The organism is Pseudomonas sp. SB113 (assembly GCF_040754745.1).
Classification (GTDB): Bacteria; Pseudomonadota; Gammaproteobacteria; order Pseudomonadales; family Pseudomonadaceae; genus Aquipseudomonas; species Aquipseudomonas grimontii.
Window position 1 is genome coordinate 309,729 of record NZ_JBFMHW010000002.1, and the last position, 26,028, is coordinate 335,756.

The 26,028-nt window shown below is 60.4% G+C and carries 25 protein-coding genes; 14 read left to right on the plus strand and 11 right to left on the minus strand.

Annotated features, from left to right (window positions below):
* The first annotated feature begins 305 nt into the window (after nucleotides 1-305).
* The 6 genes from AB1462_RS04160 to AB1462_RS04185 all read left to right on the plus strand — a co-directional run bounded on the left by AB1462_RS04160 (nucleotide 306) and on the right by AB1462_RS04185 (nucleotide 6,989).
* Nucleotides 306-1,442, plus strand: a complete 1,137-nt coding sequence (locus AB1462_RS04160; protein WP_090400845.1) for a branched-chain amino acid ABC transporter substrate-binding protein — start codon at nucleotides 306-308, stop codon at nucleotides 1,440-1,442.
* A gap of 184 nt (nucleotides 1,443-1,626) precedes the next feature.
* Nucleotides 1,627-2,541 carry a branched-chain amino acid ABC transporter permease LivH gene (locus AB1462_RS04165; RefSeq protein ID WP_090400844.1) on the plus strand — a complete coding sequence of 305 codons (915 nt, stop codon included), beginning with the start codon at nucleotides 1,627-1,629 and terminating at the stop codon, nucleotides 2,539-2,541.
* 2 nt (nucleotides 2,542-2,543) lie between these two features.
* Nucleotides 2,544-3,821, plus strand: coding sequence for a high-affinity branched-chain amino acid ABC transporter permease LivM (gene livM / locus AB1462_RS04170; RefSeq protein ID WP_053134492.1), 1,278 nt, complete (start codon nucleotides 2,544-2,546; stop codon nucleotides 3,819-3,821).
* Complete coding sequence (locus AB1462_RS04175; protein ID WP_090400843.1) at nucleotides 3,818-4,693, plus strand: ABC transporter ATP-binding protein; 876 nt, start codon at nucleotides 3,818-3,820, stop codon at nucleotides 4,691-4,693. Before livM ends, AB1462_RS04175 begins: the two co-directional genes overlap by 4 nt.
* Nucleotides 4,690-5,406: an ABC transporter ATP-binding protein gene (locus AB1462_RS04180; protein WP_005784287.1), complete on the plus strand. Its 717-nt coding sequence runs from the start codon at nucleotides 4,690-4,692 to the stop codon at nucleotides 5,404-5,406. Before AB1462_RS04175 ends, AB1462_RS04180 begins: the two co-directional genes overlap by 4 nt.
* Before the next feature lie 818 nt (nucleotides 5,407-6,224).
* Nucleotides 6,225-6,989, plus strand: coding sequence for an SDR family oxidoreductase (locus AB1462_RS04185; RefSeq protein ID WP_367246224.1), 765 nt, complete (start codon nucleotides 6,225-6,227; stop codon nucleotides 6,987-6,989).
* A gap of 27 nt (nucleotides 6,990-7,016) precedes the next feature.
* Here AB1462_RS04185 and AB1462_RS04190 read toward each other — a convergent pair whose 3' ends face one another.
* The 5 genes from AB1462_RS04190 to ureE all read right to left on the minus strand — a co-directional run bounded on the left by AB1462_RS04190 (nucleotide 7,017) and on the right by ureE (nucleotide 10,682).
* Entirely contained in the window at nucleotides 7,017-8,138 is a 1,122-nt protein-coding gene (locus tag AB1462_RS04190) for an AGE family epimerase/isomerase (RefSeq protein ID WP_367246226.1), read from the minus strand.
* A gap of 125 nt (nucleotides 8,139-8,263) precedes the next feature.
* Nucleotides 8,264-8,836, minus strand: a complete 573-nt coding sequence (locus AB1462_RS04195; protein WP_090400841.1) for a HupE/UreJ family protein — start codon at nucleotides 8,834-8,836, stop codon at nucleotides 8,264-8,266.
* Between the two features lie 22 nt (nucleotides 8,837-8,858).
* On the minus strand, nucleotides 8,859-9,473 hold the full coding sequence (gene ureG, locus AB1462_RS04200; protein WP_012721947.1) for an urease accessory protein UreG: 615 nt from the start codon (nucleotides 9,471-9,473) through the stop codon (nucleotides 8,859-8,861).
* A 37-nt stretch (nucleotides 9,474-9,510) separates the two neighbouring features.
* A complete protein-coding gene (locus AB1462_RS04205; protein WP_367246228.1) occupies nucleotides 9,511-10,185 on the minus strand; it encodes an urease accessory protein UreF in 675 nt (224 codons plus the stop codon).
* Nucleotides 10,182-10,682 carry an urease accessory protein UreE gene (gene ureE, locus AB1462_RS04210; protein WP_367246229.1) on the minus strand — a complete coding sequence of 167 codons (501 nt, stop codon included), beginning with the start codon at nucleotides 10,680-10,682 and terminating at the stop codon, nucleotides 10,182-10,184. Before ureE ends, AB1462_RS04205 begins: the two co-directional genes overlap by 4 nt.
* Nucleotides 10,683-11,024: 342 nt before the next feature.
* On the opposite strand from ureE, the gene AB1462_RS04215 reads away from it, so the two are divergent.
* Nucleotides 11,025-11,546, plus strand: a complete 522-nt coding sequence (locus AB1462_RS04215; protein ID WP_090400838.1) for a C40 family peptidase — start codon at nucleotides 11,025-11,027, stop codon at nucleotides 11,544-11,546.
* Nucleotides 11,547-11,551: 5 nt separating this feature from the next.
* Here AB1462_RS04215 and AB1462_RS04220 read toward each other — a convergent pair whose 3' ends face one another.
* A complete protein-coding gene (locus AB1462_RS04220; protein WP_065900186.1) occupies nucleotides 11,552-12,184 on the minus strand; it encodes a TetR family transcriptional regulator in 633 nt (210 codons plus the stop codon).
* A gap of 161 nt (nucleotides 12,185-12,345) precedes the next feature.
* Nucleotides 12,346-12,807, minus strand: coding sequence for a hypothetical protein (locus tag AB1462_RS04225; protein WP_090400837.1), 462 nt, complete (start codon nucleotides 12,805-12,807; stop codon nucleotides 12,346-12,348).
* Between the two features lie 358 nt (nucleotides 12,808-13,165).
* On the opposite strand from AB1462_RS04225, the gene AB1462_RS04230 reads away from it, so the two are divergent.
* Nucleotides 13,166-15,235 (plus strand): AsmA family protein, encoded by a 2,070-nt coding sequence (locus AB1462_RS04230; RefSeq protein WP_090400836.1) that lies wholly within the window; start codon nucleotides 13,166-13,168, stop codon nucleotides 15,233-15,235.
* Between the two features lie 178 nt (nucleotides 15,236-15,413).
* Nucleotides 15,414-16,391 carry a hypothetical protein gene (locus AB1462_RS04235; protein ID WP_367246230.1) on the plus strand — a complete coding sequence of 326 codons (978 nt, stop codon included), beginning with the start codon at nucleotides 15,414-15,416 and terminating at the stop codon, nucleotides 16,389-16,391.
* 417 nt (nucleotides 16,392-16,808) lie between these two features.
* Here the strand turns inward: AB1462_RS04235 and AB1462_RS04240 are convergent, their stop codons facing one another.
* Nucleotides 16,809-17,339, minus strand: a complete 531-nt coding sequence (locus tag AB1462_RS04240; RefSeq protein WP_027607715.1) for a bacterioferritin — start codon at nucleotides 17,337-17,339, stop codon at nucleotides 16,809-16,811.
* A gap of 176 nt (nucleotides 17,340-17,515) precedes the next feature.
* Here AB1462_RS04240 and AB1462_RS04245 point away from each other — a divergent pair, with 176 nt between their 5' ends.
* A complete protein-coding gene (locus AB1462_RS04245; RefSeq protein ID WP_090400833.1) occupies nucleotides 17,516-18,406 on the plus strand; it encodes a triacylglycerol lipase in 891 nt (296 codons plus the stop codon).
* Here AB1462_RS04245 and AB1462_RS04250 read toward each other — a convergent pair.
* The gene (locus tag AB1462_RS04250) at nucleotides 18,403-19,281 is read right to left on the minus strand and encodes a DMT family transporter (RefSeq protein ID WP_259194450.1); all 879 of its coding nucleotides are present in this window, start codon (nucleotides 19,279-19,281) and stop codon (nucleotides 18,403-18,405) included. The two genes, AB1462_RS04245 and AB1462_RS04250, sit on opposite strands and share 4 nt — an antisense overlap.
* A 97-nt stretch (nucleotides 19,282-19,378) precedes the next feature.
* Between AB1462_RS04250 and AB1462_RS04255 the strand changes: the two genes are divergently transcribed.
* The 3 genes from AB1462_RS04255 to AB1462_RS04265 all read left to right on the plus strand — a co-directional run bounded on the left by AB1462_RS04255 (nucleotide 19,379) and on the right by AB1462_RS04265 (nucleotide 21,741).
* Nucleotides 19,379-20,167 (plus strand): helix-turn-helix transcriptional regulator, encoded by a 789-nt coding sequence (locus AB1462_RS04255; protein WP_367246231.1) that lies wholly within the window; start codon nucleotides 19,379-19,381, stop codon nucleotides 20,165-20,167.
* A 71-nt stretch (nucleotides 20,168-20,238) separates the two neighbouring features.
* Complete coding sequence (locus AB1462_RS04260) at nucleotides 20,239-20,538, plus strand: PsiF family protein (RefSeq protein WP_027607719.1); 300 nt, start codon at nucleotides 20,239-20,241, stop codon at nucleotides 20,536-20,538.
* A gap of 189 nt (nucleotides 20,539-20,727) precedes the next feature.
* A complete protein-coding gene (locus AB1462_RS04265) occupies nucleotides 20,728-21,741 on the plus strand; it encodes an AI-2E family transporter (protein ID WP_259194449.1) in 1,014 nt (337 codons plus the stop codon).
* Nucleotides 21,742-21,824: 83 nt separating this feature from the next.
* Here the strand turns inward: AB1462_RS04265 and AB1462_RS04270 are convergent, their stop codons facing one another.
* The gene (locus tag AB1462_RS04270) at nucleotides 21,825-23,093 is read right to left on the minus strand and encodes an Hsp70 family protein (RefSeq protein WP_090400829.1); all 1,269 of its coding nucleotides are present in this window, start codon (nucleotides 23,091-23,093) and stop codon (nucleotides 21,825-21,827) included.
* Nucleotides 23,094-23,331: 238 nt separating this feature from the next.
* Here AB1462_RS04270 and AB1462_RS04275 point away from each other — a divergent pair, with 238 nt between their 5' ends.
* Complete coding sequence (locus AB1462_RS04275; RefSeq protein WP_090400828.1) at nucleotides 23,332-24,270, plus strand: DnaJ C-terminal domain-containing protein; 939 nt, start codon at nucleotides 23,332-23,334, stop codon at nucleotides 24,268-24,270.
* A 46-nt stretch (nucleotides 24,271-24,316) separates the two neighbouring features.
* On the opposite strand, the gene ureC is transcribed toward AB1462_RS04275, so the two are convergent.
* Nucleotides 24,317-26,017, minus strand: coding sequence for an urease subunit alpha (gene ureC, locus AB1462_RS04280; RefSeq protein ID WP_090400827.1), 1,701 nt, complete (start codon nucleotides 26,015-26,017; stop codon nucleotides 24,317-24,319).
* Nucleotides 26,018-26,028: the final 11 nt, after the last annotated feature.

The window sequence follows — 26,028 nt, forward strand, 5'->3', positions numbered from 1 at the left end:
GCAGTCGCGCACTGTAAATGTGCAGTTCCGTTACGCAGTCTGTTACAGCTGTAGGAACTATCGTTTATTGCTTTGGTTGCAGGTGCGACCCGCCAGGGTTGTACTTTTTTGGTCATTGGGTTGCACCTATTGATGCCAGGGGGTTGCACGTCCTGGCGAGCGGAGTCGAAAGGCCTGTAATAACAATGACACCGTGTCTTTTTGAAGAATAAAAACGTACTGGCACGACGCTTGCTCTGAGCTTTCAGTGAAAGGTTTGAATGCAAGTTGTCGTGCCAAAAATCAAAAATATCGGAGCACCACTCATGTCCCAGACGTTTTACAAGAAAGGTTTTCTGGCCCTCGCCGTTGCAACGGCGCTGGGTGTTTCTACGTTTGTTCAAGCTGATGTGAAGATTGGCGTAGCGGGGCCCATGACGGGCGCCAACGCCTCTTTCGGTGAGCAGTACATGAAGGGTGCCCAGGCGGCAGCCGAGGTGATCAACAAGGCCGGCGGGATTAACGGCGAGAAAGTCGTACTGGTGGCCGGCGACGACGCCTGCGAACCCAAGCAGGCCGTGGCCGTGGCCAACCGCTTGGCGGATCAGGACAAAGTGATCGGCGTGGTCGGGCACTTCTGCTCGTCGAACACCATCCCGGCCTCCGAGGTCTACGACGAAGCGGGCATTATCGCGATCACCCCAGGCTCCACTAACCCAGCAGTGACCGAGCGTGGCCTGGGCGCCATGTTCCGTATGTGCGGCCGTGACGACCAGCAAGGCATCGTCGCCGGCGATTACATCGTCGACGTGCTCAAGGGCAAGAAAGTCGCCGTCATCAACGACAAGGACACCTACGGCAAAGGCCTGGCCGATGCCACCTCCGCCCAGTTGACCAAGCGCGGCGTCAAGCCGGTGCTGGAAGAAGGCCTGACCCGTGGCGAGAAAGACTTCAGCGCCTTGGTCACCAAAATCCGCTCCCTGGGCGCCGACGTGGTGTACTTCGGCGGCCTGCACCCGGAAGCCGGTCCGCTGGTTCGCCAGATTCGTGAAGCTGGTCTCAAAGACGTGAAGTTCATGTCCGATGACGGCGTGGTGACCGATGAACTGGTGGCCACCGCTGGCGGCGCGCAATACGTCGACGGCGTGTACATGACCTTCGGCGCCGACCCACGCCTGCTGCCAGACAGCAAGGCCGTGGTGGAGGAGTTCCGCAAGGCCGGCTATGAACCAGAAGGCTACACCCTGTACGCCTACGCCTCGCTGCAGGCCCTGGCCGCCGGCTTCAACGGCGCCAAGTCCAACAAGGGCGAAGACGCAGCCAAATGGCTGAAAGCGCACCCGGTCAAAACCGTGATGGGCGAGAAGACCTGGGACGCGAAAGGCGACCTGAAAGTCTCCGACTACGTGGTTTACCAGTGGGATAAAGACGGCAAATACCACCAGTTGGAAAAGCAGAAGTAATCCATGTGGGAGGGGGCTTGCTCCCGATGCGGTGGGTCAGATGAACAATTGTTGACTGACACACCGCTATCGGGGGCAAGCCCCCTCCCACATTGGGACCCGTGTTGTTATTGAGATCTGTCTTTTCCTCCAGAAGCGCCGCACACCTACTGGTGTGCAGGTGCTCACCGCGTGAGATTGCGTTATGGATGGTATTTTCCTGCAGCAACTGGTCAATGGCCTGACCCTCGGGTCGGTCTATGGCCTGATCGCCATCGGCTACACAATGGTCTATGGCATCATTGGCATGATCAACTTCGCCCACGGCGAGGTTTATATGATTTCCGCTTACCTCGCGGCGATCAGTCTGGCACTGCTGGCTTACTTCGGCATCGAATCCTTCCCGCTGCTCATTCTCGGCACCCTGATCTTCACCGTGGTCGTCACCGGCGTGTACGGTTGGGTTATCGAACGGGTCGCCTACAAACCGCTGCGCAACTCCACCCGACTGGCTCCGCTGATCAGCGCCATCGGGATCTCCCTGATCCTGCAGAACTACGCGCAGATCGCCCAGGGCGCGAAACAACAAGGCATTCCAACCCTGCTGGCCGGCGCCTGGCGCGTCGATATCGGCAGTGGGTTCGTCCAGCTCACGTACACCAAGATCTTCATCCTCGTGGCGGCGTTTGCCGGCATGGCGTTGCTCACCTACATCATCAAGTACACCAAGCTCGGCCGCATGTGCCGCGCCACCCAGCAAGACCGCAAGATGGCCTCGATCCTGGGGATCAACACCGACCGCGTCATCTCCTACGTGTTTGTCATCGGTGCCGCCATGGCGGCCCTGGCCGGCGTGCTGATTACCCTCAACTACGGCACGTTCGACTTCTACGCCGGCTTCATCATCGGCATCAAGGCGTTTACCGCAGCGGTACTCGGCGGCATCGGCTCCCTGCCTGGGGCGATGCTGGGCGGGATCATCCTGGGTATTTCCGAGTCGTTGTTCTCGGGGTTGATCAACTCTGACTACAAAGACGTGTTCAGTTTCTCCCTGCTGGTGGTGATTCTGATTTTCCGTCCTCAGGGCCTGCTTGGTCGCCCACTTGTGGCGAAGGTGTAAACATGTCTGCTGCCAAACCCATCGATATCAAGAAAAGTGTGGTCGATACGGTCCTCGCCGGCCTTATTTCGCTGATCGTGTTCGGTCCGATCGTCGGCGTAGTCCTTGACGGCTACAGCTTCAACCTGGAGCCTGCGCGCGTCGCCACGTTGGTCGCCATCGTGATGGCCGGGCGCTTTGCCCTCAGCCTGTTCCTGCAAACCCCCAAGGGCCTGAAGATTCTGCAGGGCTTCGAAAGCAGCGGCTCCGGCGTGCATGTGCTGCCACCGGACTACAAGTCGCGGCTGCGCTGGATCATCCCGGCACTGATCGTGATCGCCATCGTGTTCCCGATCTTCGCCAACAAGTACCTGCTGACCGTGGTGATCCTCGGGCTGATCTACGTGTTGCTGGGCCTGGGCCTGAACATCGTGGTCGGCCTGGCCGGGCTGCTCGACCTGGGTTACGTGGCGTTCTACGCCATCGGTGCCTACGGCCTGGCGCTGGGTTATCAATACCTCGGCCTGGGCTTCTGGAGCGTGTTGCCGCTGGCAGCCATCGCGGCGGCGCTGGCGGGGTGCATACTCGGCTTCCCGGTACTGCGAATGCACGGTGACTACCTGGCCATCGTGACCCTCGGCTTCGGTGAAATCATTCGCCTGGTCCTCAATAACTGGCTGTCGTTCACCGGCGGCCCGAACGGTATGCCGGTGCCTTCGCCAACGTTCCTGGGCCTGGAGTTCGGGCGCAAGGCAAAGGAGGGTGGGATTCCGTTCCACGAGTTCTTCGGCATCGATTACAACCCCAACATCAAGTTCATGTTCATCTACATCGTGCTGTTCCTGGTGGTGCTGGCCGTGCTGTACATCAAGCACCGCCTGACTCGCATGCCGGTCGGCCGGGCCTGGGAAGCGTTGCGCGAAGATGAGATCGCCTGCCGCTCCATGGGCCTGAACCACGTGCTGGTCAAGCTCTCGGCCTTCACTATCGGCGCGTCAACTGCCGGTTTGGCCGGGGTGTTCTTTGCCAGTTATCAAGGCTTCGTCAACCCGTCGTCGTTCACCTTCTTCGAGTCGGCGCTGATCCTGGCCATCGTGGTGTTGGGCGGCATGGGCTCGACGGTCGGCGTGGTGATCGCGGCGTTTGTATTGACCGTCGCGCCTGAACTGCTGCGCAGCTTCAGCGAATACCGCGTGCTGCTGTTTGGCGTGTTGATGGTGGTGATGATGATCTGGCGACCGCGCGGCCTGATCCGGATCAGCCGTACCGGTGTGACCCCACGTAAAGGAGTGGCGCCATGAGCAAGGAAGTCGTCCTCTGCGTAGAACACCTGATGATGCACTTCGGTGGCATCAAGGCCTTGAGCGATGTGAGCCTCAAGGTCGAACGCAACTCGATCTTCGCCCTGATCGGCCCCAACGGCGCGGGCAAGACCACCGTGTTCAACTGCCTCACCGGCTTCTACAAAGCCAGCGGCGGCAAGATCGAACTGAACATTCGCGGCAAGCAGACCAACGTGATCCAGCTGCTTGGCGAGCGCTTCAAGGCGATCGATTTCGTGTCGCCAAAAAGCTTCTTGAGCCGGGTGTACTACAAGATGTTCGGCGGCACCCACCTGGTTAACCGCGCCGGCCTGGCGCGAACTTTCCAGAACATTCGCCTGTTCAAGGAAATGTCGGTGCTGGAAAACCTGCTGGTGGCCCAGCACATGTGGGTCAACCGCAACATGTTGGCGGGCATCCTCAACACCAAGGGCTACCGCAAGGCCGAAAGCGATGCGCTCGACCACGCGTTCTACTGGCTCGAAGTGGTGGACCTGGTGGACTGCGCCAACCGCCTGGCCGGCGAGCTTTCCTACGGCCAACAGCGCCGCCTGGAAATCGCCCGCGCCATGTGCACGCGGCCGCAGATCATCTGCCTGGACGAGCCCGCTGCCGGCCTCAATCCCCAGGAAACCGAAGCCCTCAGCGCGATGATTCGCCTGTTGCGCGACGAACACGACCTGACGGTGGTGCTGATCGAACACGACATGGGCATGGTGATGAGTATTTCCGACCACATTGTGGTGCTGGACCACGGCAACGTGATCGCCGAAGGCGGGCCGGAAGCGATCCGCAACGACCCGAAAGTGATTGCCGCCTACCTGGGCGCGGACGAAGAGGAGCTGGTATGAGTGCACCTATCCTCGAAATGAAGGACCTGGACGTGTTCTACGGCCCGATCCAGGCCCTGAAAAAAGTCTCGCTGCACATCAATGAAGGCGAAACCGTCAGCCTGATCGGCTCCAACGGCGCGGGTAAATCCACGCTGCTGATGTCGATCTTCGGCCAGCCACGGGCCGAGTCGGGGCAGATCCTCTACAACGGCGTCGACATTACCCACAAGTCGTCCCACTACATCGCCTCCAACGGCATTGCGCAGTCGCCGGAAGGGCGGCGGGTGTTCCCCGACATGACCGTCGAGGAAAACCTGCTGATGGGCACCATCCCGATTGGTGACAAGTTCGCCAGCGAGGACATGCAGCGCATGTTCGAGCTGTTCCCACGGCTTAAGGAGCGGCGTAACCAGCGCGCCATGACCATGTCGGGTGGCGAGCAGCAAATGCTCGCCATCGCCCGCGCGCTGATGAGCCGGCCCAAGCTGTTGCTGTTGGATGAGCCGAGCCTGGGGTTGGCGCCGATTGTGGTGAAGCAGATCTTTTCTACCCTGCGCGAGCTGGCCTCCACCGGGATGACCATCTTCCTGGTCGAGCAGAACGCCAACCACGCGCTGCGTTTGTCGGACCGGGCGTATGTGATGGTCAACGGTGAGATTCGCCTCACAGGCACCGGCAAGGAGCTGCTGGTGAACGAGGAAGTGCGCAACGCCTACCTCGGCGGCCACTGATCTAAATAACGACGCAGTACCCCTGTGGGAGGGGCGGTGCGACGACTCGACTTGCCCCCGATAGCGGAGTGTCAGTCAGTACATCTGATGCTGACCCACCGCCATCGGGGGCAAGTCGAGTCGTCGCACCGCCCCTCCCACATTTGGTTTTGTACTGTCCACAAGCTCTCCACCAAATTGTGGAAAACAAATCCAGCCACCCTCCAAAGCGCGACATATAGCCGCCGCAAATCCCTGTTTTGTCACAGTTTTGACTTGTCCCCATCCACTGTGGAACCGGCTGTGGGTAACGTGGGAGTAGCTGGCTGAAAGCCTTTAATTCCGTGGCTTTCAGCGTTGCGGTTGTTTTTTGAGCAGCTGCTTTTTGGTGACCTGTCGAGGGGTTTGTCAACCTGTTTAAAGACACAGGTATGTGACCGAAACATGTCTCTTCTGCCTGTGGATAAGTCTGTGACTAAACTCTGGAAAGACGTCCGCAGAGGCCGTAATGACTGGCCTGGAGCCATCGTCCTGATTTCCTCACTGCCGATAGGCCTACATACGGCCTGACCAAGGTCAAGCAAAAAACTTTCTAAAATCGCCTGGAAGCCTTGTACACAGTGGTCTGAAGCGTTTTGCACTTGCCCCCAAAGACTGTGGGCGCAGCTGTGGATAACCTGCGCGCACATAGCTGCAAGCCACGGTTTATAAGGCGTTGTTCGTGGTGGTTAAAAAATGACCAGGCGTGCGTGAAGTTATGTGCATAGCGGTTGCCGCAACTGCGGCGTAAGGGCATTCTGCTGGCTGATTTTTTTCCCGATGCCCGCAAGGAGAACACCATGTCCAACACGCTGTTTATTACTGGCGCCACCTCAGGTTTCGGCGAAGCCTGCGCCCGTCGGTTTGCCGAAGCCGGCTGGAAACTGGTGCTCACCGGTCGTCGTGCCGAGCGTTTGAATGCGCTGGTCGAAGAGCTTTCCAAGCAGACCGAAGTGCACGGGCTGGTGGTGGACGTACGGGATCGCAAAGGCATGGAAGAGGCGATCGCCAACCTGCCGCCATCGTTCGCCACCTTGCGCGGGCTGATCAACAACGCCGGCCTGGCCGTGGGCACCGACCCTGCGCCCAAGTGCGACCTCGACGATTGGGAAACCATGGTCGACACCAACATCAAAGGCCTGCTGACCACCACCAGCCTGCTGCTGCCGCGCCTGATCGCTCACGGCCGTGGCGCCGGGATCATCAACCTGGGGTCCATCGCCGGCAGCTACCCGTACCCGGGCAGCCATGTGTATGGCGGTTCCAAGGCATTCGTGAAGCAGTTCTCCCTGAACCTGCGCTGCGACCTGCAGGGCACAGGCGTACGTGTGACCAACATCGAGCCGGGCCTGTGCGAAAGCGAGTTCTCCCTGGTGCGCTTCGGCGGTGACCAGGCGCGCTACGACGCCACCTACGCCGGCGCCGAGCCGATCCAGCCGCAGGACATTGCCGACACCATCTTCTGGGTGCTCAACACACCGGCGCACGTCAACATCAACCGTTTGGAGTTGATGCCGGTGAGCCAGACCTGGGCTGGGTTTGCGATTGAGCGTGGGGCCAGGTAAGGCTTGCCCCCGATCAGTCCCTGAAGGTCACCCGAGATGCTGGATCAGACCTTGATAGCACGTCGCTAAATGATAAGGCGTGGTCGACGGCATATCCCGTCGGCTCACGGCGCCGTTGGCGTCCAGGCATTCGTGCCAGCCTTTGTCGTGCAGGAAATTATTTTGCAGCGCCAGCAATTGGCGTTGCAATACTGCTTCGCTGTCAGGCCGCAAGGTCAGTGCCCGCAGGTATTCCGCCTGGGCCCAGATACGCTGCGTGCCGTCGCGCACGGTACCGTCGAGTGCCAACATGCCGCTGACCGCCCCGGTCGCGTTATCCACTCCCTTGAGTTCTGCGTAGGCAAACGCCCGCGTCAGCGACGCATGCAGCGGCGTGCCGCGCAGCACAGGCGACGATTCGAGCAAAAAGAACCACTCGAACTGGTGCCCCGGCTCAAACCAGTTATCCACAGCGCCCAGCGGTTTTTCCATCATCACGCCGTGCGGGCGGTCGATGAAACGCTGCTGCATGGCCGTCGCCAAGGCCAGCAGGGCCGCTTGCACAGGGGCATCCTCGCGCACCGCGAGGGTGGCGAGGAAACCTTCGGCCAGGTGCATCAACGGGTTTTGCAGCGGGCCGGACGTGAGGGATGACCAGTTGCGTTCCAGCACGGCCTCGTACAGGCCATCCTCGGTGGCGAAGCGTTGGGCGACCACTTCCAGCGCGGCGTTGAGCACCGATTCCACCAGCGGCTCACGCACCTTGGCCCAGTAATGGGCGCAGGCAAAGATGATGAACGCGTGGGTGTAGAGGTCTTTGCGCTTGTCCAGCGGCTGGCCGGCGGGGTCGATGCTGTAGAACCAGCCGCCGTGTTCGGCATCGTGGAAATGCCGTTGCAGGGAGCGGAACAGCACTGCTGCGCGCTCTTCAGCGAAGGCCGCTCCTGGTTCGCCGATCAGGCTGGCGAACAGGTACAACTGCCGCGCGCAGGCCATGGCGCGGTAGCGTTGCGGGGGCAGTGGGCGGTGATCGGCGTCCAGCGCCTCATAGGGCAACGCCAATTCGGCATTCCAGCCAGTGCCCTGCCAGAGCGGCACGATCAGGGTGTGGAAGTGCGTGAGCACGGCATTCAATGAAGGCTGAGGGGCGGAGCTTGGAGCGATGGGCATCGGCTGGCGTCGTCACGGCAGGGGCGTAGGCGCGCATGGTAGCAGAGGGGCAGCGTTAAGTTGTGAGCTGCAAGCTGCAAGTAAGAGCGGTTCGGCTTTTACTTGCCGCTTGTAGCTTGCGACGTTTAGCTGGCGAGCAGCCACACCCCAGTCGCCGCCGAAGCCGCCCCGGCAATCCGTACCAACGGCGCCGCCGCGGCCGGCAGCCAGCGCACCAGCGCATAGCCGGCAGCGTGCAGTGCTGCGGTCGCGCCGACAAACCCTGCGGCATACGCCCAAGGGCTCGACATGTCCGGCAGCTCCAAGCCATGGGCCACACCGTGGAACAACGCAAACAACGCCGTCGCACCCATGGCCATGAACAACGGCGGACGCACCGCCAGAGCTACCGCCAGGCCCAGGGCCAGCACCGAGGCGGCAATCCCGCTTTCCAGCGCGGGCAATTGCAGCCCTTCAAAACCCAGCACGCCGCCCATCAGCATGGTGCCGACAAAGGTGCACGGCAGGGCCCAGCGCGCGGCGCCCTTTTGTTGGGCGGCCCACAGGCCGACCGCAACCATGGCCAGCAGGTGGTCGAGGCCGCCCAGCGGGTGGCTGATACCGGCCACCAGGCCGTTGTCGCCGTGGCCAGGGTGAGCGAAGGCCAGGGCAGGTGCGAGCAGCAGGGCGGCGGCTGCGAGGAGTTTATTGAGGCTCATAAACAGGTTCCTTATGGGTTGATCAGGCGGCGGTCAGCAGGCCTTGGCGTTCGATAAAGGCGACGATTTCTTCCAGGCCGACCCCGGTTTTCTGGTTGCTGAACACAAAGGGTTTGCCGTTGCGCATGCGCTGGGTGTCGCTGTTCATCAGCTCCAGCGAGGCGCCCACCAGCGGCGCGAGGTCGATCTTGTTGATCACCAGCAGGTCGGATTTGCAAATACCAGGCCCACCCTTGCGCGGCAGCTTGTCGCCGGCGGACACATCGATCACATAGATGGTCAGGTCCGACAGCTCCGGGCTGAAGGTGGCCGAGAGGTTGTCGCCGCCGGACTCCACCAGAATCAGGTCCAGGCCGGGAAAGCGGCGGTTGAGTTGGTCCACCGCTTCCAGGTTGATCGAGGCGTCTTCGCGAATCGCCGTGTGCGGGCAGCCGCCGGTTTCCACGCCAATGATGCGCTCCGGCGCCAGGGCTTGGTTGCGCACCAGGAAGTCGGCATCTTCGCGGGTGTAGATGTCGTTGGTGACCACCGCCAGGTTGTAGCGATCGCGCAGCGCGAGGCACAGGGCCAGGGTCAGGGCGGTCTTGCCGGAGCCGACCGGGCCGCCGATACCGACGCGCAGGGGTTGTGTGTTCATCTGACTCTCCAAAATAAAAGGCCCAAAATTTAAAGCCCTAGGAACGGAACAGGCGGCTGTACTGGCGCTCGTGGGCCATGCTCGCCAGGGACAGGCCAAAGGCGGCGCTGCCGAAATGGTGGGGGTCGATGCGGACGGCGTCCTGCTGGGCTTGTTGCAGCAGTGGCAGCAGCTCGCTGGTCAGGCGTTGCGCGGCTTGCTGGCCCAAGGGCAGGGTTTTCATCAGCACCGCCAATTGGTTCTCCAGCCAGCTCCAGAGCCAGGCGGCGAGGGCGTCGTCGGCGCTGATGGCCCAGGCACGTGCGGCCAGTGCCCAACCCAGGGCCAAGTGCGGTTCGCGGCGTTGCTCAAGAAAGGCGCGGGCGACGTTGTCCAGTTCCGGCAGGCCATTGAGCAGCTGTTGCAGGGAATAGCCCATCTGCCGGCTCTCCTGATACAGCTCTCGGGTTTCGCGGCTGGCTTGATGGGCGTCGCACAGTTGTGCCAACGCTGACCACTCCTGCTCGGCGGCGGCGCGACAGTGGGCGAGCAACAGTGGGGCTTCGAAGCGCGCGAGGTTCAGCAGCAATTGGTCGCTGATCCAGCGGCGAGCGCTGGCGGCATCGTTGACGCGGCCGTTCTCCACGGCCATTTCCAAGCCTTGGGAATAGCTGTAGCCGCCAATCGGCAATTGCGGACTGGCCAGACGCAGCAGCGCCCAGGCTGGGTTCATAGACGCACGCCGAATTGATGCAGCTTGGGCGGGTAGTTGAAATCTTCATCGCCATGACGGGAGTGATGGTGGCCGCCGCCATAGGCGCCGTGTTCCGGTTGGAACGGCGCCTCGATGGTTTCGGTGTGGGCACCCAGTTGCTCAAGCATGGCCTTGAGCACGTAGTCATCGAGCAGGCGCAACCAGCCATCCCCCACTTGCAAGGCCACATGGCGGTTGCCGAGGTGATAGGCGGCACGGGTCAGTTCAAAGGCATTGCTGCAGGTGACGTGCAGCAGCTGTTCAGGCCGGGCGCACACGCGTACGACACGTCCGTCTTCAGCTTGTAGGAATTCGCCATCGTGCAACGGCGGCTGGCCGCGCTCCAGGAACAGGCCGACGTCTTCACCCTCGGCACTGAAACAGCGCAGGCGGCTCTTGCTGCGTGCTTCGAAGTTCAGCAGCAGCTCAGCGGCCCAGAGGGCTTGGGGGGCGATTCGGCGGTGGATCACCAGCATCAGGAAGCTTCCAGCTATGAGCGATGGAAGTGCTAGAGCAAGGGGCTTGCCAATCACGTATAGGCGTAGGAATTCTCTGTCGGCGCGCGTGGATGTGCCACCGAATGGGGCGTTCGCGAGTGGTTTGAGTGATTCAAGTTGGTGCGATGTCTTGTTTGCAGCGCTGAAATGGGGCGTTTTTAGTTGAGGGGGGTGATGTTTATTGCATGAAGTGCCTTCCATCCTTTTCGTACGGTGAAATTTCAGATTTGTCCTACCGGATCTCAGGATTTGGAGTTCACCTGCTTACGTGACGGATCATTAGGATTCGCCCTGTGCTAAAAAACCACGGCGAGTTCCATTATGTTTAAATCAATTGTGTGTTTATTCATTATCAGTCTTTACCTGGTCACTCCCTCCTCATCGGCCAATATCCAACAGCGCGCGACAGCCCCTATTGCAATCGCGACGCCCCTGCAATTGCTGGAACAGCGGCCAGCAATCGACAATGTGATTGACCGTGCCCATGAATTGCTGGGCACCTCGTATAAATGGGGTGGGAGCACCGTGGAGCAGGGCTTCGACTGCAGCAGCTTGCTGGTCTACCTGTTCAAGACCGAAGCCAATATCCGTATACCCCGCACCACGGCGGCAATGCACCGTTCAAACGCCAAGACGATCAAGCGTAGTGCGCTCAAACCTGGGGATGCGGTGTTCTTCAACGGTAACGGGCGCGGTCAGGTCAGCCATGTCGGCCTTTATATAGGCGAGGGTAAGTTCATTCATTCCCCACGTTCCGGCAAGAAGGTGCGAATCGATTCACTGAGCAATCGCTATTGGAACAAAAACTACAACACCGCCAAGCGCTTTCACTCTGCGGGTTGACCGGCTTACTCCGTACTGCCCAGACCTTGCCAATGCTTGAGGCCAATAAAGATAAAGCGCAGTTGCTGGGTGATTTTCGCCTGGGGCGTGAGGTGGGCAGGCAAGGCCTGGGCCGGTGGGTCGATGATATCGGGAAGGGTGGCGAACACGCTTTTGACGATCAGGTCGGCCATTACGTGCAGGCCTTCGGCGTCCAGGTGCTGCAACTTGGGCATCAGGGTCAGGTCGGCGGCCAGGTCGCGCGTGATGTCTTCGCGCAAGGCGCCGATGGCTTGGCGTACGGCCAGGCAACCGCCGTATTGCTCGCGCGCCAGGAACAGGAATTGCGAGCGGTTGGCCGAAACCACATCGAGAAAAATCCGCACTGAGGCATCGATAATGCCGCCCATCACGAATTCGTTGTGGCGCACCAGGCGAATGGTGGCGCGAAAGGTCTGGCCCACCTCACTCACCAATACAAGCCCTAGCTGGTCCATATCGGCAAAGTGGCGATAGAAACCGGTGGGGACAATGCCTGCGGTTTTGGCCACTTCACGCAGGCTCAGGCTGCCAAACCCACGGCCACACTCCATCAGATGGCGGGCGGCGTCCATCAGGGCGAGGCGGGTCTGTTGCTTCTGTTCGGCGCGGGGCAGCATGGGCGGGCGGGCTTTGTCGGCAAGTACAGCGACGCACTCTAGCAAAACAGCTTCGCTGACGTCGAACTTGGCGGGGGATATGGGGGAGTGTTGCGTGACAGGCTCTACAAAAAGTCAAAAGCCCGATCGGCAGATCGGGCTTTTTTCTGGGCCACCACGGGTTAGCTCTGAGCTTGATGCAGTTCTTGCAGGCGATCGGCACCACCTTCGGCAACACCTTCAGTGTAGGCACGTTCGTTGGCTTGTTCCGCACCGCCTTCAACCAGGCCTTTCTGTTCCAGACGATCACGGCCACCTTCGGCAACACCTTCAGTGTAGGCACGTTCGTTGACTTGTTCCGCACCACCTTCAACCAGGCCTTTCTGTTCCAGGCGATCACGGCCGTTTTCGGTCAGGCCTTCGGTGTAGGCGCGTTTGTTGGCGTGTTCCGAACCATTCTCAGCAACAGCGCCTTTGGCGTAGTCACGGTTCTCATCTTCTTGCGAACCGCTGCGGGCCAGGGTCTGGTTGAAGTGAGCGGCGTCGGCTTTGACTTGTGGGGTGACCTGTTCGGCGGCTGGCAGGGCAAAGGCGCTGGAAGCCAGGATGGATAACAGGACGGTAGCGAGTACTTGGCGTTTCATGATGGGTTGCTCCTTGGGAGGGCGATAAAGTGGGTACGGAGCTAATGCTACTCTCGATAAGTCGATATAAAAGTTCATAAACACAATGGTAATAATCAACAGAATTGATTGTTCGTGAGAGAGGCTCTAGCTCGGGCCTCTCAAGCACGCGCTTTTGCACCGAGGTGGGTATTTTCGACACGAACCTGGGTAACAATGGTGCGCCGTGGATGATCGAATCTGTCGAGTCGGTCAGGAAAGTGGGTTTTTACGGGTAAATCGGAGTTTGGGTTAAACCCATGGGCGGTTTGCCAGTCGTAGTTTTATAAGCTGTCCTACAGGTGTTGGTTCAGCCGGTCGTATTCAGGAGTTCTGTGCAATGACGCGCACTCGTAAAATCGTCACTTGGAGCTGCGCCAGCTTCGTTGTGTTAATCGCTTTGGTGGTACTGGTCCTGGTGTTCTTTGACTGGAACCGCATCAAGCCCCCGCTCAATGCCAAAGTCTCCGAAGAGCTGCATCGTCCGTTTGCCATCAACGGCAACCTGGCGGTGGTGTGGGCGCGTGAGCCCGATGAAGGCGGTTGGCGCGCCTGGGTGCCGTGGCCCCATGTGATTGCCGAGGACCTGACCCTGGGCAACCCCGACTGGTCGAAAAAACCGCAGATGGTCACGCTGAAAAAGGTCGAGCTGCGCATTTCGCCGTTGGCGTTGCTGGTGCAGCGTGTGGTGATCCCGCGTATCGACCTCACCGAGCCGAGTGCCGAGTTGCAGCGCCTGGCCGATGGCCGCGCCAACTGGACGTTCAAGTTCGACCCCAAGGATCCTGACGCCGAGCCCTCCAGCTGGGTGGTGGACATCGGCGCCATTGGTTTCGACAAGGGCCACGTGACCCTCGACGACCAGACTCTCAAGACTCAGTTGGACGTGATCATCGACCCCTTGGGCAAGCCGATCCCGTTCGGCGAAATCGTCGGCGACGCCGATGCCAAAAAGGCCCTGGAAAAAGGCTCCGCGCCCCAGGATTATGCGTTCGCCCTCAAGGTTAAAGGCCAGTACCACGGCCAGAAGCTCGACGGCAGCGGCAAGATCGGTGGCCTGCTGGCCTTGCAGGACGCGGCCAAGCCGTTTCCGCTGCAAGCCCAGGTCAAGATCGCCGATACCAGCATCGCGCTGGCAGGCACCTTGACCGACCCCTTGAACCTCGGCGCCCTGGACCTGCGCCTGAAACTGTCCGGCAGCAGCCTGGGTAACCTCTACCCGCTGACCGGCGTCACCCTGCCGGATTCACCGGCCTACTCCACTGACGGCCACTTGATCGCCAAGTTGCACGAGGCCAGCGGCGCGTCGTTCAGCTACGAAAACTTCAACGGCAAGATCGGCAACAGCGATATTCACGGCAACCTCGCCTATGTCGCCAGCCAGCCACGTCCCAAGCTCAGCGGTGCGTTGGTGTCCAACCAATTGCTGATGGCCGACCTCGCCCCCCTGATCGGTGCCGACTCCAACGCCAAGCAAAAAGCCCGTGGCGGTGAGAGCAAACAACCGGCGACCAAAGTACTGCCGGTGGAAGAGTTCCGCACCGAGCGCTGGCGCGACATGGATGCCGATGTGGAATTCACCGGTAAACGCATCGTGCACAGTGCCGAGTTGCCTTTCAACGACCTGTACACCCACCTGGTGCTCAACGACGGCGAACTGAGCCTGGAACCGCTGCGATTCGGCGTAGCCGGCGGCAAGCTGGATGCGCAGATCCGCTTGAACGGCCGTACCACGCCGATGGAAGGTCGCGCCAAACTCACGGCGCGCAACTTCAAGCTCAAGCAGTTGTTCCCGACCTTCGAGCCGATGAAAACCAGCTTTGGTGAACTCAACGGCGATGCCGATATTTCCGGGCGCGGTAACTCCGTCGCGGCGCTGCTCGGCACCTCCAACGGTGACCTGAAGATGCTGATCAACGACGGCGCCATCAGCCGTGGCCTGATGGAAATTGCCGGGCTCAACGTCGGCAACTATGTGGTGGGCCGCCTGTTTGGCGACAAGGAAGTGAAGATCAACTGCGCGGCGGCGGATTTCGGGATCAAGACCGGCCTGGCGACCACGCGCTTGTTTGTGTTCGATACCGAGAACGCGATCATCTATATCGATGGCACCGCCAACATGGCCACCGAACAGCTCGACCTGACCATCACCCCCGAGTCCAAGGGCTTCCGCCTGTTTTCCCTGCGTTCGCCGTTGTACGTCAACGGCCCGTTTATCAAACCGAATGCGGGGGTGAAAGCCATCCCCCTGGCCCTGCGTGGCGCGGGCATGGTGGCACTGGGCGTGATCGCCGGCCCGGCAGCGGGCCTGCTGGCGCTGGTGGCACCGAGCGCCGATGCGCCGAACCAGTGTGCACCGTTGTTGCAGCAGATGAGGGAAGGCAAGGCGCCGAAGACGGTGAAAGGTTGATCGTCGAAATTGTCAGAAAGAGCGACCCTCGGGTCGCCTTTTTTATCACGGTGCCGTAAGTATGATCCTGGTCTTGTGTAGCTCATTTCTGAAGCGCTAAAACCGCCCCTGATTCCCCTTACGCCTCCTGGGTTGCCTTCCTATAGTCGGCCGCCACAGTCACTTGGAGGTGTAATCCATGCAGGGAGCCTACGCATTTATCAATGAGCGGCCGCAGCCTTATCCACTGCTCAAGCTCAGCCTTTCTCTTAACCCCCATACACAAACAAAGTTCGACATCGTCAACCAGCACATCCGCAATGTCGTGGTACTGCCAGGGCAGTTGGTGATCATTCCTGATGCGCGCACGGCGTCTTGCACCGCTGAAGAAGCGCAACTGATGCGCTCAGCGCAGAACATAAAACAGGCGTTGCTGGCGCATTCCGCAACCGATCAGTTTTTGATCAAAAACTACGATCTACTACAGGTCATCATGACCAACGCTTCGATCGGTGTCGGGAGTGCCAGCAGTGCCTGGAGTAAGCATCTTGCGGCTGTCGAGAGCACACTTCAGGAAATCGACGCTTTGCATAAGCAGCACTTGAGCAAGGGCACAACGGCCGCGAGGGATGAGTTTCTGGCTAAGCGCAGGGTGTTGTTTGCAAAGCTGGAGGGGCAGCTTTCGGGGATGGCTCGTTTGGGTACGGGCTTGAAAAATGAAGGGTCGATCAAAAAGATGTTGGGTATTTCGACTAAAAGCTATTGGCATCACGGTGAAATTCGCAAGTACGAAGAGACAGTCAAGCGCATCGCCAAGGCATCACAGATGTTGAAAAAGGGCACTTATATCGGTATCGCGCTGGATGTTGGAGCGACGGCGTTGGAAATAACGGAGGCGTGTTCAACCGGGCGGGAGCAGGAATGTACTCGGGCGAAGTTTGTTGAGGGAGGGAAGTTGGTGTTCGGAGTCGGTGGCGCGGCTTACGGGGGATACGCAGGCATGGCATCAGGGGTTGCCATATGTGCAGCGGTTTTTGCCATCCCTACCGCCGGAGCGAGTGCGCTAGGCTGCGCCATAGTGGGTGGGGCCATTGGGGGCCTTGCCGTGGGTGCTTTAGGAAGCCACACGGGTGAGCAAATAGGAACCCGCCTTTATGAAGTTTCAGGGGGGGAATGATGCCAGAGTCCATCGGTATGTGGTCGGGTGTGTTGATGTTGCTGAGCTTTCCCTTAAATTTATATGTCATCTATACAAGGCTTGAAGAGGCTGAAGACTATCTCAAGTTCAGCTCATTCATAGTGACGTTCAAATACAGGTTTGGATTCGGAGCGTTTGGTGGGAAGTTGAAACGTCTCTTCGCTATTGCCCCTGTAATCCTTATGCCGAGGCTTTTTCAATGGAGATACCTCGTACTCGTTGAGGATGTGAAACGTATTCCAAGAAGTCTCAAACTTTGGATAGTAGTTCCCTACCTGCTCACTATGTCTTCCTTCGCTGGAATGGCCCTGTCTTGGTTTCTGACTGAGTAACGGTCATCGCAGGTAAAAATAGGGGGAGCCGGTTAACCGGCTCCCCCTATTTTTATGCTTCGGACTACAGGCTTTCGAGGATGTCGGCCATATCGTCCGCATGCTCTTCTTCCTGAGCCAGGATCTCTTCAAACAGACGGCGCGTGGTTGGATCCTTATCACCGATGTACTGGATGATTTCACGGTAGCTGTCCACCGCGATCCGCTCGGCCACCAGGTCTTCGTAGACCATTTCCTTCAAGCTGTTACCGGCCACGTATTGGGCGTGGGAGTTCTTCGACAGCAGGTCCGGGTTGAATTCCGGCTCGCCGCCCAGCTGCACGATGCGCTCGGCGAGTTTGTCGGCGTGCTCGGCTTCCTGGGTGGCGTGTTCGAGGAATTCCTGCGCGGCGACGGCAGCTTTGACGCCGCTGGCCATGAAGTAGTGGCGCTTGTAGCGCAGCACACACACCAGCTCAGTGGCCAGCGAGCCGTTGAGCAGGCGGATGATTTCTTCGCGGTCGGCGTCATAGCCCTCGGTCACGGCACCGTTTTCGACGTTCTGGCGCGCGCGGCTGCGCAGGGTCGCAACGTCAGTCAAGTTTGCTTCAGTCATCTCAATCTCCTGGGGCTAATCCGGTTTTACGCCACGCTCTGTCGGCGTGATCGCTCCAAGTTGTGAGTCACGGGCGCAGCAAAAAGTTTTATTGGATTTGCCTGGAGTGTCATCAGCGCGTCGCCGGAATTGCGCTAGCCTGCCATCATCCTTTCTTGATCAAGGACGTTCGCTTCATGTCGCAGTCGTTAGCCACGCGTTACCCCTTGGTGCTGGTGCCCGGCATGCTCGGGTTCGTGCGCCTGGGGTTGTTTCCCTACTGGTACGGCATTGTCCCGGCGCTGCGGGCGGGCGGGGCGCAGGTGTTTCCTATCCAGGTGGCGCCTTTGGATTCCAGCGAGGTGCGTGGCGAGCAGTTGTTGACGCAGATCGAGCGGATTCGCCTTGAAACCGGCGCCGACAAGGTCAACCTCATCGGCCATAGCCAGGGCGCCCTGACCGCCCGTTATGCTGCGGCCAAGCGCCCGGAGTGGGTGGCGTCGGTGACGTCGGTGGCCGGGCCCAACCACGGTTCGGAACTGGCGGACCATATCCACGCCCATCATCCGGCCGACAGCGTGAAGGGCCGGCTCATGAGCGCGCTGTTTCATCTGGTTGCCAGGGTGATGAGCCTATTGGAGACCGGCTATCGCGGCCCGCGCTTCAAGGCGGATTTACACGCCTCCCACCATTCCCTGACCAGCGCAGGCGTGGCGCTGTTCAACCGCGAGTATCCCCAAGGGTTGCCGCAAACCTGGGGTGGCCATGGGGCGGAGTTGGTCAATGGCGTACGCTATTACTCATGGTCCGGCACCTTGCAACCGGGCAAGACCGATCGCGGGCGCAACCTGCTGGACGGGACGAATCGAAGTTGCCGATTGTTCGCCCGCAGCTTCGTGCGCGAGAAGGGCCAGTGCGACGGCATGGTCGGACGCTACAGCTCGCACCTGGGGCGGGTGATCGGCGATGACTACGCCCTCGACCACTTCGACATCGTCAACCAGTCCATGGGCCTGGTAGGCAAGGGCGCCGAGCCAATCCGGCTGTTCGTCGAGCATGCCCAGCGCCTGAAGGCGGCCGGGGTTTAAACCTGGCGACGCACCGGTGTGGTCCAACGCTCGGACAAAATCACCCCGCCCAAGGTCAGCAAGCCCCCCACCAGGTGATACAGCGCCAACTCTTCCTTCAACACCACGGCGGCAATCAACGCGGTAATCAACGGCAGCAGGTTGAAAAACAGCGTCGTGCGGCTTGGCCCCAGGGTCTTCACCGAATGCATCCACGCCAGTGGCGCGAGCATCGAAGCCAGCAAGCACGCATAGAGCACCAGTGGAATATTCGCCCAGCCCAGGCCGGCTTTTGTCGAGAACAGAAACAGCGGAAACAGCACCAGCACTGCCACCAGTACTTGCAAATACAGGAGCACCAGCGGCGGCAGGCGCAGTTGCCATTTTTTCAACAGGGTGCTGTAGACCGCGTACGCCAGGGTGGCGACCAGCATCATCGCGTCGCCGAGGTTCACGCCGTGCTGCAGCAACGCGTCGAGGCTGCCGGCCGACACCACCACCACAACCCCAGCGAACGACAGCACCGCACCCGTCAGCGCGCCAAAGGTCAGGCGCTGGCCCAGGCTGATGATCGCCGCCGTCAAGGCCATCAACGGCATCAACGACAGGATGATGCCCATATTGGTGGCGCTGGTCAGCGAGGCGGCGTAGTACGCCAGGCTTTGGTACACCGCCATGCCCAGCACGCCAAGGACGCAGATCTTGCCCAGGTTCGGGCGGATCAGCGGCCAGTTGGCGATGACGGGCTTGAGCATGAACGGTGTAAACAGCAGTGCTGCCAGCAACCAGCGGTAAAAGCCGATTTCAGCGGGGAAGATCGAACCCACGGCCAGTTTGTTGACCACGGTATTGCCGGCCCAGATAAAGATGGCCAGCAGGGGATACGCGTATTGCATCGAAAGAAACCAAGTGTGTTGATGAGGAAGGATTATCCCTTGTCTGGATCGAAGCCTATACTGCGACCCAGACAAACGACCTCTGTATCCAGACAATATGGCCAGACACACCGTACGCCTCGCGGATTTTGGCCGCCTGCCCAGCCCCGTGTACTTCCGTTACTCCGATTTTGCCCCCGACACTGAGTGCACCCCGCACCAGCATGTCTGGGGCTCGCTGGACTACTCCGCCAGTGGCGTGATGCGCATGGAAGTGGCCGGCAACCGCTTTATGTCGCCGCCGCAGTACGCGGTGTGGATCCCACCCAATACCGAACACAGCTCCTACAACGCCCAGGCGATTGTCTACCGTTCGGTGGGCCTTTCGCCGCAGCTCTGCGAGCAATTGCCCAAGCAGCCTTGCACCCTGGCGATCAGCGAAATCCTCAAGGCCATTCTCAGCGACTTCGCCCAGCGAGACGTCAACATCCCACACACCGATGCCGATATTCGCCTGGCCCAGGTGCTGGTCGATCAACTCAAGCAGGCGCCGATCCACGAGTGTTTCTTGCCCTACGCCCGCCACCCGGGGTTGCTCGGCGTGTTGGAAGGCATGCAGGCCGACCCCGGCGACAATCGCCCCTTGGCGCACTGGGCCGAGCAGGTGCATGTAAGCGAGCGCACCCTGGCGCGACAATTTGTGCGCGAACTGGGCATGAGCTTCGGCGAATGGCGCCAGCGCTTGCGCTACCTCGCCTCAATCGAAGCCCTCGACAGCGAGCGCAGTGTGCAAAATGTGGCGTTTGACCTCGGCTACAGCAGCGCCTCGGCGTTTATCGCGATGTTCCAGCGCCAGGCCGGCTGTACGCCGGAGCAGTACCGGCGGACGAATATTCGCGGCCGATGAAGATGTAACAAGGTTTGGCTACACTGCTGGGGAGGCCGTGCCTTCCGGCACGGTAACAGGGAGAAAACTCCATGAAGATGCTGCGTATTCCGCTGTTGATGATGGGCCTGCTGCTGTGTTCCCAGGGCTTCGCCGCTACCGCCCAGCAAAACAAGATGACCACCTGCAATGCCGAAGCCACCACCAAGACGCTCAAGGGCGACGAGCGCAAGGCTTTCATGAAAACCTGCCTGTCGGCTCCGGCGGCCAATGATGCGAAGACGCTTACGCCGCAGCAGCAGAAGATGAAGGATTGCAATGCGTCGGCGAAAACCAAGGCGCTGACCGGCGATGCGCGCAAAACGTTCATGAGTACCTGCCTGAAGAATTGATAGCCCCCGGCCCTAGAAGGCTGCGACACTCGCACGCAGCCCACCTGTAGGAGCGAGGGGGACGCCTAGTTCTTGCTCGCGAAGAACGCAATTACCCGCGTTTATTCAGAATAAACGCGTTATCGTTGGCGACCTTCGCGAGCAAGCTCGCTCCTACACATCCTTTAACGCCGTTCGTTTTGAGGCTGTATGCCAACGTTTTCTCAGCGTCATGTGTTGTTGCTGTCCAGCTACATCATCATTTTCGGCGGGTTGTTGCTGGTATTGCCGCTGAAATTGCTGCCCAGCCTGCTGGCCGGCCTGTTGGTCTATGAACTGGTCAACATGCTCACCCCCCAACTGCAACGGCTGATCGAAGGCCGCCGCGCGCGCTGGCTGGCGGTGGCCTTGCTCGGCACCCTGATCGTCAGCGTGCTCGCCCTGATCTTCGCCGGCGCCATCAGCTTCCTGCTCCACGAAGCGGAAAATCCCGGGGCCTCCCTCGACAAGTTCATGGGGGTGGTCGACCGCGCGCGCGGCCAGTTGCCGCCGTTCCTCGATGCCTACCTGCCCGCCAGTGCCGCCGAGTTCCGCGTGGCCATCGGCGACTGGCTGAGCAAGCACCTGAGCGAACTGCAACTGGTCGGCAAGGACGCCGCCCACATGTTCGTCACCCTGCTGATCGGCATGGTGCTCGGCGCGATCATCGCCCTGCAGCGGGTGCCCGACCTGACCAAGCGCAAACCCCTGGCGGCCGCGCTGTTCGACCGCCTGCACCTGCTGGTCCAGGCCTTTCGCAACATCGTCTTCGCGCAAATCAAGATCGCCGCGCTCAACACTGTCTTTACCGCGATCTTCCTGGCAGTGGTGCTGCCGTTGTGCGGCATTCACCTGCCGCTGACCAAGACCCTGATCGTGCTGACCTTCCTGCTCGGCCTGTTGCCAGTGATCGGCAACCTGATGTCCAACACCCTGATCACCATCGTCGCGTTGTCGCTGTCGATGTGGGTGGCAGTGGCAGCGTTGGGCTATTTGATCGTGATCCACAAGGTCGAGTACTTCCTCAACGCGCGCATCGTCGGCGGGCAGATCAGTGCCAAATCGTGGGAGTTGCTCCTGGCGATGCTGGTATTTGAAGCGGCGTTTGGTTTGCCGGGGGTGGTGGCGGGGCCGATTTACTACGCGTACCTGAAGAGTGAGCTGAAGCTCGGCGGGATGGTTTAAGAGCAGCTGTGAGTGACAAGCTTCAAGCTGCAAGCAGGAGCAGATTTGCTTTTACTTGCAGCTTGCAGCTCAAAGCTTGCCGCTTAAGATCCGTACCGCTTGCTCGCTTCAATCGCCAAACCGCTACCAATACTGCCGAAGATATTCCCTTCCACATGCCGGGCATTCGGCAGCATGGCCGAGATGCTGTGGCGCAGCGCTGGAATGCCGCTGGAACCGCCGGTAAAGAACACCGTGTCCACCTGGGCCACCGCCACCGAAGCATCGGTGAGCAACTGCGTCACGCTGTTACGCACGCGTTCCAGCAAGCCGTCGATGGCCGACTCGAACAGTGCGCGGCTCAGGTCCACGCTCAACCCAGGCTCAACGCGGTCCAGCAGCACGTGGCGGTTGTCGTCGTGGGTGAGTTGGATCTTGGTTTCTTCCACTTCCATGGCCAGCCAGTGCCCGGCGCGCTGTTCGATCAGCTTGAACAGGCGGTCGATGCCGCCGGTGTCTTCGATGTCGTAGCGCATGCTGCCCAGGGCCAGCTGGGATTTTTGCGAGTACACCGAGTTGATGGTGTGCCAGGTCGCCAGGTTCATGTGGTGGCTGGTGGGCATGTAGGCGCCGCTTTTCATGCGGCTGCCGTAGCCGAACAGCGGCATCATGCCGGCCAGGGACAGTTGCTTGTCGAAGTCGGTCCCGCCGATGTGCACGCCGCCGGTGGCGAGGATGTCGTCCTGGCGGTTGTCGTTGTGGCGGCGGTCCGGAGAGAGGCGCACCAGTGAGAAGTCGGACGTACCACCGCCGATGTCGACGATCAGTACCAGCTCTTCCTTCTCGATGGTGGACTCGTAGTCGAACGCGGCGGCAATCGGTTCGTACTGGAAAGAGATGTCCTTGAACCCGATCTTGCGCGCCACGTCGACCAAGGTGTTTTCGGCTTCCTGGTCGGCCATCGGGTCGTCATCGACGAAAAACACCGGGCGGCCCAGCACCACTTCTTCGAACTCGCGGCCGGCGGTGGTTTCGGCACGGCTCTTGAGTTGGCCGATAAATAGCGCCAGCAGGTCGGTGAATGGCATCGCCGTGCCCAATACGCTGGTGTCGTGCTTGATCAACTTGGAACCCAGCAGGCTCTTGAGCGAGCGCATCAGCCGGCCTTCGTAGTTCTCCAGGTATTCGTGCAGGGCCAGGCGACCGTAGACCGGGCGGCGCTCCTCGAAGTTGAAGAACACCACCGACGGCAGGGTGATCTTGTCGTCCTCCAGCGCGATAAGCGTTTCCATGCCGGGGCGGATCCAGCCGACGGTGGAGTTGGACGTGCCGAAGTCGATACCGCAGGCACGGGCTGGGGATGGGTTTTTCATGTCTATCGGGTTCCGGTTGAAAAACGGCCGCGCAGTGTATGCCAGTCGAGGGCGGATGCGTAGGCCGACCATCCGTTAAATCGTGCTTGAAAGTTCAGCATTTGCCCCCACATCTGGTGCATACGGCAAGCGCCGATAACACTTTGACACACCCCCAGGCCACACGACTCAACAGCTGCAAACCAGCGCACGTTGTGCCCCGGGCTGTGCGATCTCGATTAAGGATGGTGAACCGCCGATGGATTTTAAAGACTACTACAAGATTCTGGGTGTCGAGCCGAGCGCCGATGACAAGGAAATCAAGGCCGCCTATCGCAAGCTCGCGCGCAAATATCACCCGGACGTGAGTAAGGAAAAAGACGCCGAAGCCAAGTTCAAGGACGCGTCCGAAGCCTATGAAGCGCTTAAAAGCGCGGACAAGCGCGCTGAATACGACGAGCTGCGCAAATACGGCCAGCATGGCCAGCCGTTCCAGGGCCCGCCAGGTTGGCAGAGCCGTGGCGGGTTTGGCGGCGGTCAGGACCAAGGGGACTTTTCCGACTTTTTCAGCTCGATCTTCGGTTCGCGCGGCGATGCCTTTGGTGGCGGCCAGCGCCGTCCCACCGGGCGTAAAGGCCAGGACGTGGAGATGCAGCTGTCGGTGTTCCTCGAAGAGACGCTGTCCACCGAGTCCAAGCAGGTCACCTTCCAGGTGCCGCAATACGACCCCTCGGGCCGGCACGTCAGCAATACCGTCAAGAGCCTGAACGTGAAGATCCCGGCCGGTGTGGCCGACGGTGAGCGTATCCGCCTCAAGGGCCAGGGCGCCCCTGGGATTGGTGGTGGGGCCAATGGTGACCTGTACCTGATCATCAAGTTTGCACCGCACCCCAAATTCGAAGTGGATGGCGAAAACCTGATCATCAACCTGCCGCTGGCGCCGTGGGAATTGGCGCTGGGCGCGGAAGTGGCGGTGCCGACCCTGACCGGCAAGATCAACCTCAAGGTGCCTGCCGGCAGCCAGAACGGCCAGCGCATGCGCGCCAAGGGCCATGGCTTGCTGAACAAGGCCGGGCAGCGTGGCTTCCTGTACGTGCAGCTCAAGGCGGTGATGCCACCGGCAGGCGATGACGACGTGAAAGCGTTGTGGCAGGAGCTGGCGAAAAAAGCCGCTTTTAACCCGCGCGAGCAGTTCTAAGGGGATTTGTGGTGAGGGCACAAGCTCCCTCACCACAGGTTTCAAGTCAGAACAGGAAATACCGCTGCGCCATCGGCAACACCTCCGCCGGCTCACACCACAACAGCACACCATCGGCCTTGACCTGATAGGTCTGTGGATCCACCTCGATGTCCGGCAGGTAATCGTTGTGGATCAGGTCGGTTTTCTGCACGTCGCGACACCCCTTCACCACCCCAATCTGCTTCTTCAGGCCCAGCGCTTGCGGCAAGCCTGCGTCCAGGGCTGCCTGGCTGATAAAGGTCAGGCTGGTGGCATGCAATGAGCTGCCGAAACTGGCGAACATCGGGCGGTAGTGCACCGGCTGCGGGGTGGGGATCGACGCATTGGCATCGCCCATCAGGCTGGAGGCAATCGCGCCGCCCTTGAGGATCAGGGTCGGCTTGATGCCGAAAAACGCCGGGCGCCACAGCACCAGGTCAGCCCATTTACCCACCTCGATGGAGCCGACGATATGGCTGATGCCATGGGTGATCGCCGGGTTGATGGTGTACTTGGCGATGTAGCGTTTGGCGCGGAAGTTGTCGTTGCCGGGGCCGTCGCCGGGCAGGGCGCCGCGCTGTTTCTTCATCTTGTCGGCGGTCTGCCAGGTGCGCGTGATCACTTCGCCCACGCGGCCCATGGCCTGGCTGTCGGAGCTGATCATCGAGAACGCGCCGAGGTCATGCAGGATGTCTTCGGCGGCGATCGTCTCGCGACGGATGCGGCTTTCGGCGAAGGCCACGTCTTCGGCGATGCTCGGGTCCAGGTGATGGCAGACCATCAACATGTCCAGGTGCTCGTCGATGGTGTTGCGGGTGAACGGCCGCGTCGGGTTGGTGGAGCTGGGCAGCACGTTGGGGAAGCCACAGGCCTTGATGATGTCCGGCGCGTGGCCGCCCCCGGCGCCTTCGGTGTGGTAGGTGTGGATGGTGCGGCCCTTGAGCGCGGCCAGGGTGGTTTCGACAAAGCCGGATTCGTTGAGGGTGTCGCTGTGGATCGCCACCTGCACGTCGTACTGGTCGGCGACACTCAGGCAGTTGTCGATGCTGGCGGGTGTGGTGCCCCAGTCTTCATGCAGCTTCAAGCCGATGGCGCCGGCCTTGACCTGTTCGATCAACGGCTCGGGCAAGCTCGCGTTGCCCTTGCCGGTAAAACCGATGTTCATCGGGAACGAGTCGCTGGCCTGCAGCATGCGCGCCAGGTGCCAAGGCCCGGACGTACAGGTGGTAGCGTTGGTGCCGGTGGCCGGCCCGGTGCCGCCGCCGATCATGGTGGTGACGCCGCTGGTCAGCGCCTCTTCGATTTGCTGCGGGCAGATGAAATGCACGTGGGAGTCGATGCCGCCGGCGGTGAGGATCATGCCTTCACCGGCGATCACTTCGGTGCTGGCGCCGATGGCCATGGTCACGCCGGGCTGGATATCCGGGTTGCCGGCCTTGCCGATCGCGTGAATGCGGCCGTTCTTCAAGCCGACGTCGGCCTTGACGATGCCCCAGTGATCGATGATCAGCGCGTTGGTGATCAGGGTGTCGACGACTTCATGGGCAAGCAATTGGCTCTGGCCCTGGCCGTCGCGGATCACTTTACCGCCGCCGAATTTGACTTCTTCGCCATAGACGGTGAAGTCCTGCTCGACTTCGACGAACAGCTCGGTGTCGGCCAGGCGGACCTTGTCACCGACGGTGGGGCCGTACATGTCGGCATATGCCTGACGATTGATTTTCATAGCCTCGTTCC

Excerpts from the sequence above, each read along its gene's own strand:
- AB1462_RS04160 (WP_090400845.1), top strand. The coding sequence starts at position 306 with ATGTCCCAGACGTTTTACAAGAAAGGTTTTCTGGCCCTCGCCGTTGCA.
- AB1462_RS04165 (WP_090400844.1), top strand. The coding sequence starts at position 1,627 with ATGGATGGTATTTTCCTGCAGCAACTGGTCAATGGCCTGACCCTCGGG.
- livM (WP_053134492.1), top strand. The coding sequence starts at position 2,544 with ATGTCTGCTGCCAAACCCATCGATATCAAGAAAAGTGTGGTCGATACG.
- AB1462_RS04175 (WP_090400843.1), top strand. The coding sequence starts at position 3,818 with ATGAGCAAGGAAGTCGTCCTCTGCGTAGAACACCTGATGATGCACTTC.
- AB1462_RS04180 (WP_005784287.1), top strand. The coding sequence starts at position 4,690 with ATGAGTGCACCTATCCTCGAAATGAAGGACCTGGACGTGTTCTACGGC.
- AB1462_RS04185 (WP_367246224.1), top strand. The coding sequence starts at position 6,225 with ATGTCCAACACGCTGTTTATTACTGGCGCCACCTCAGGTTTCGGCGAA.
- AB1462_RS04190 (WP_367246226.1), bottom strand. The coding sequence starts at position 8,138 with ATGCCCATCGCTCCAAGCTCCGCCCCTCAGCCTTCATTGAATGCCGTG.
- AB1462_RS04195 (WP_090400841.1), bottom strand. The coding sequence starts at position 8,836 with ATGAGCCTCAATAAACTCCTCGCAGCCGCCGCCCTGCTGCTCGCACCT.
- ureG (WP_012721947.1), bottom strand. The coding sequence starts at position 9,473 with ATGAACACACAACCCCTGCGCGTCGGTATCGGCGGCCCGGTCGGCTCC.
- AB1462_RS04205 (WP_367246228.1), bottom strand. The coding sequence starts at position 10,185 with ATGAACCCAGCCTGGGCGCTGCTGCGTCTGGCCAGTCCGCAATTGCCG.
- ureE (WP_367246229.1), bottom strand. The coding sequence starts at position 10,682 with ATGCTGGTGATCCACCGCCGAATCGCCCCCCAAGCCCTCTGGGCCGCT.
- AB1462_RS04215 (WP_090400838.1), top strand. The coding sequence starts at position 11,025 with ATGTTTAAATCAATTGTGTGTTTATTCATTATCAGTCTTTACCTGGTC.
- AB1462_RS04220 (WP_065900186.1), bottom strand. The coding sequence starts at position 12,184 with ATGCTGCCCCGCGCCGAACAGAAGCAACAGACCCGCCTCGCCCTGATG.
- AB1462_RS04225 (WP_090400837.1), bottom strand. The coding sequence starts at position 12,807 with ATGAAACGCCAAGTACTCGCTACCGTCCTGTTATCCATCCTGGCTTCC.
- AB1462_RS04230 (WP_090400836.1), top strand. The coding sequence starts at position 13,166 with ATGACGCGCACTCGTAAAATCGTCACTTGGAGCTGCGCCAGCTTCGTT.
- AB1462_RS04235 (WP_367246230.1), top strand. The coding sequence starts at position 15,414 with ATGCAGGGAGCCTACGCATTTATCAATGAGCGGCCGCAGCCTTATCCA.
- AB1462_RS04240 (WP_027607715.1), bottom strand. The coding sequence starts at position 17,339 with ATGACTGAAGCAAACTTGACTGACGTTGCGACCCTGCGCAGCCGCGCG.
- AB1462_RS04245 (WP_090400833.1), top strand. The coding sequence starts at position 17,516 with ATGTCGCAGTCGTTAGCCACGCGTTACCCCTTGGTGCTGGTGCCCGGC.
- AB1462_RS04250 (WP_259194450.1), bottom strand. The coding sequence starts at position 19,281 with ATGCAATACGCGTATCCCCTGCTGGCCATCTTTATCTGGGCCGGCAAT.
- AB1462_RS04255 (WP_367246231.1), top strand. The coding sequence starts at position 19,379 with ATGGCCAGACACACCGTACGCCTCGCGGATTTTGGCCGCCTGCCCAGC.
- AB1462_RS04260 (WP_027607719.1), top strand. The coding sequence starts at position 20,239 with ATGAAGATGCTGCGTATTCCGCTGTTGATGATGGGCCTGCTGCTGTGT.
- AB1462_RS04265 (WP_259194449.1), top strand. The coding sequence starts at position 20,728 with ATGCCAACGTTTTCTCAGCGTCATGTGTTGTTGCTGTCCAGCTACATC.
- AB1462_RS04270 (WP_090400829.1), bottom strand. The coding sequence starts at position 23,093 with ATGAAAAACCCATCCCCAGCCCGTGCCTGCGGTATCGACTTCGGCACG.
- AB1462_RS04275 (WP_090400828.1), top strand. The coding sequence starts at position 23,332 with ATGGATTTTAAAGACTACTACAAGATTCTGGGTGTCGAGCCGAGCGCC.
- ureC (WP_090400827.1), bottom strand. The coding sequence starts at position 26,017 with ATGAAAATCAATCGTCAGGCATATGCCGACATGTACGGCCCCACCGTC.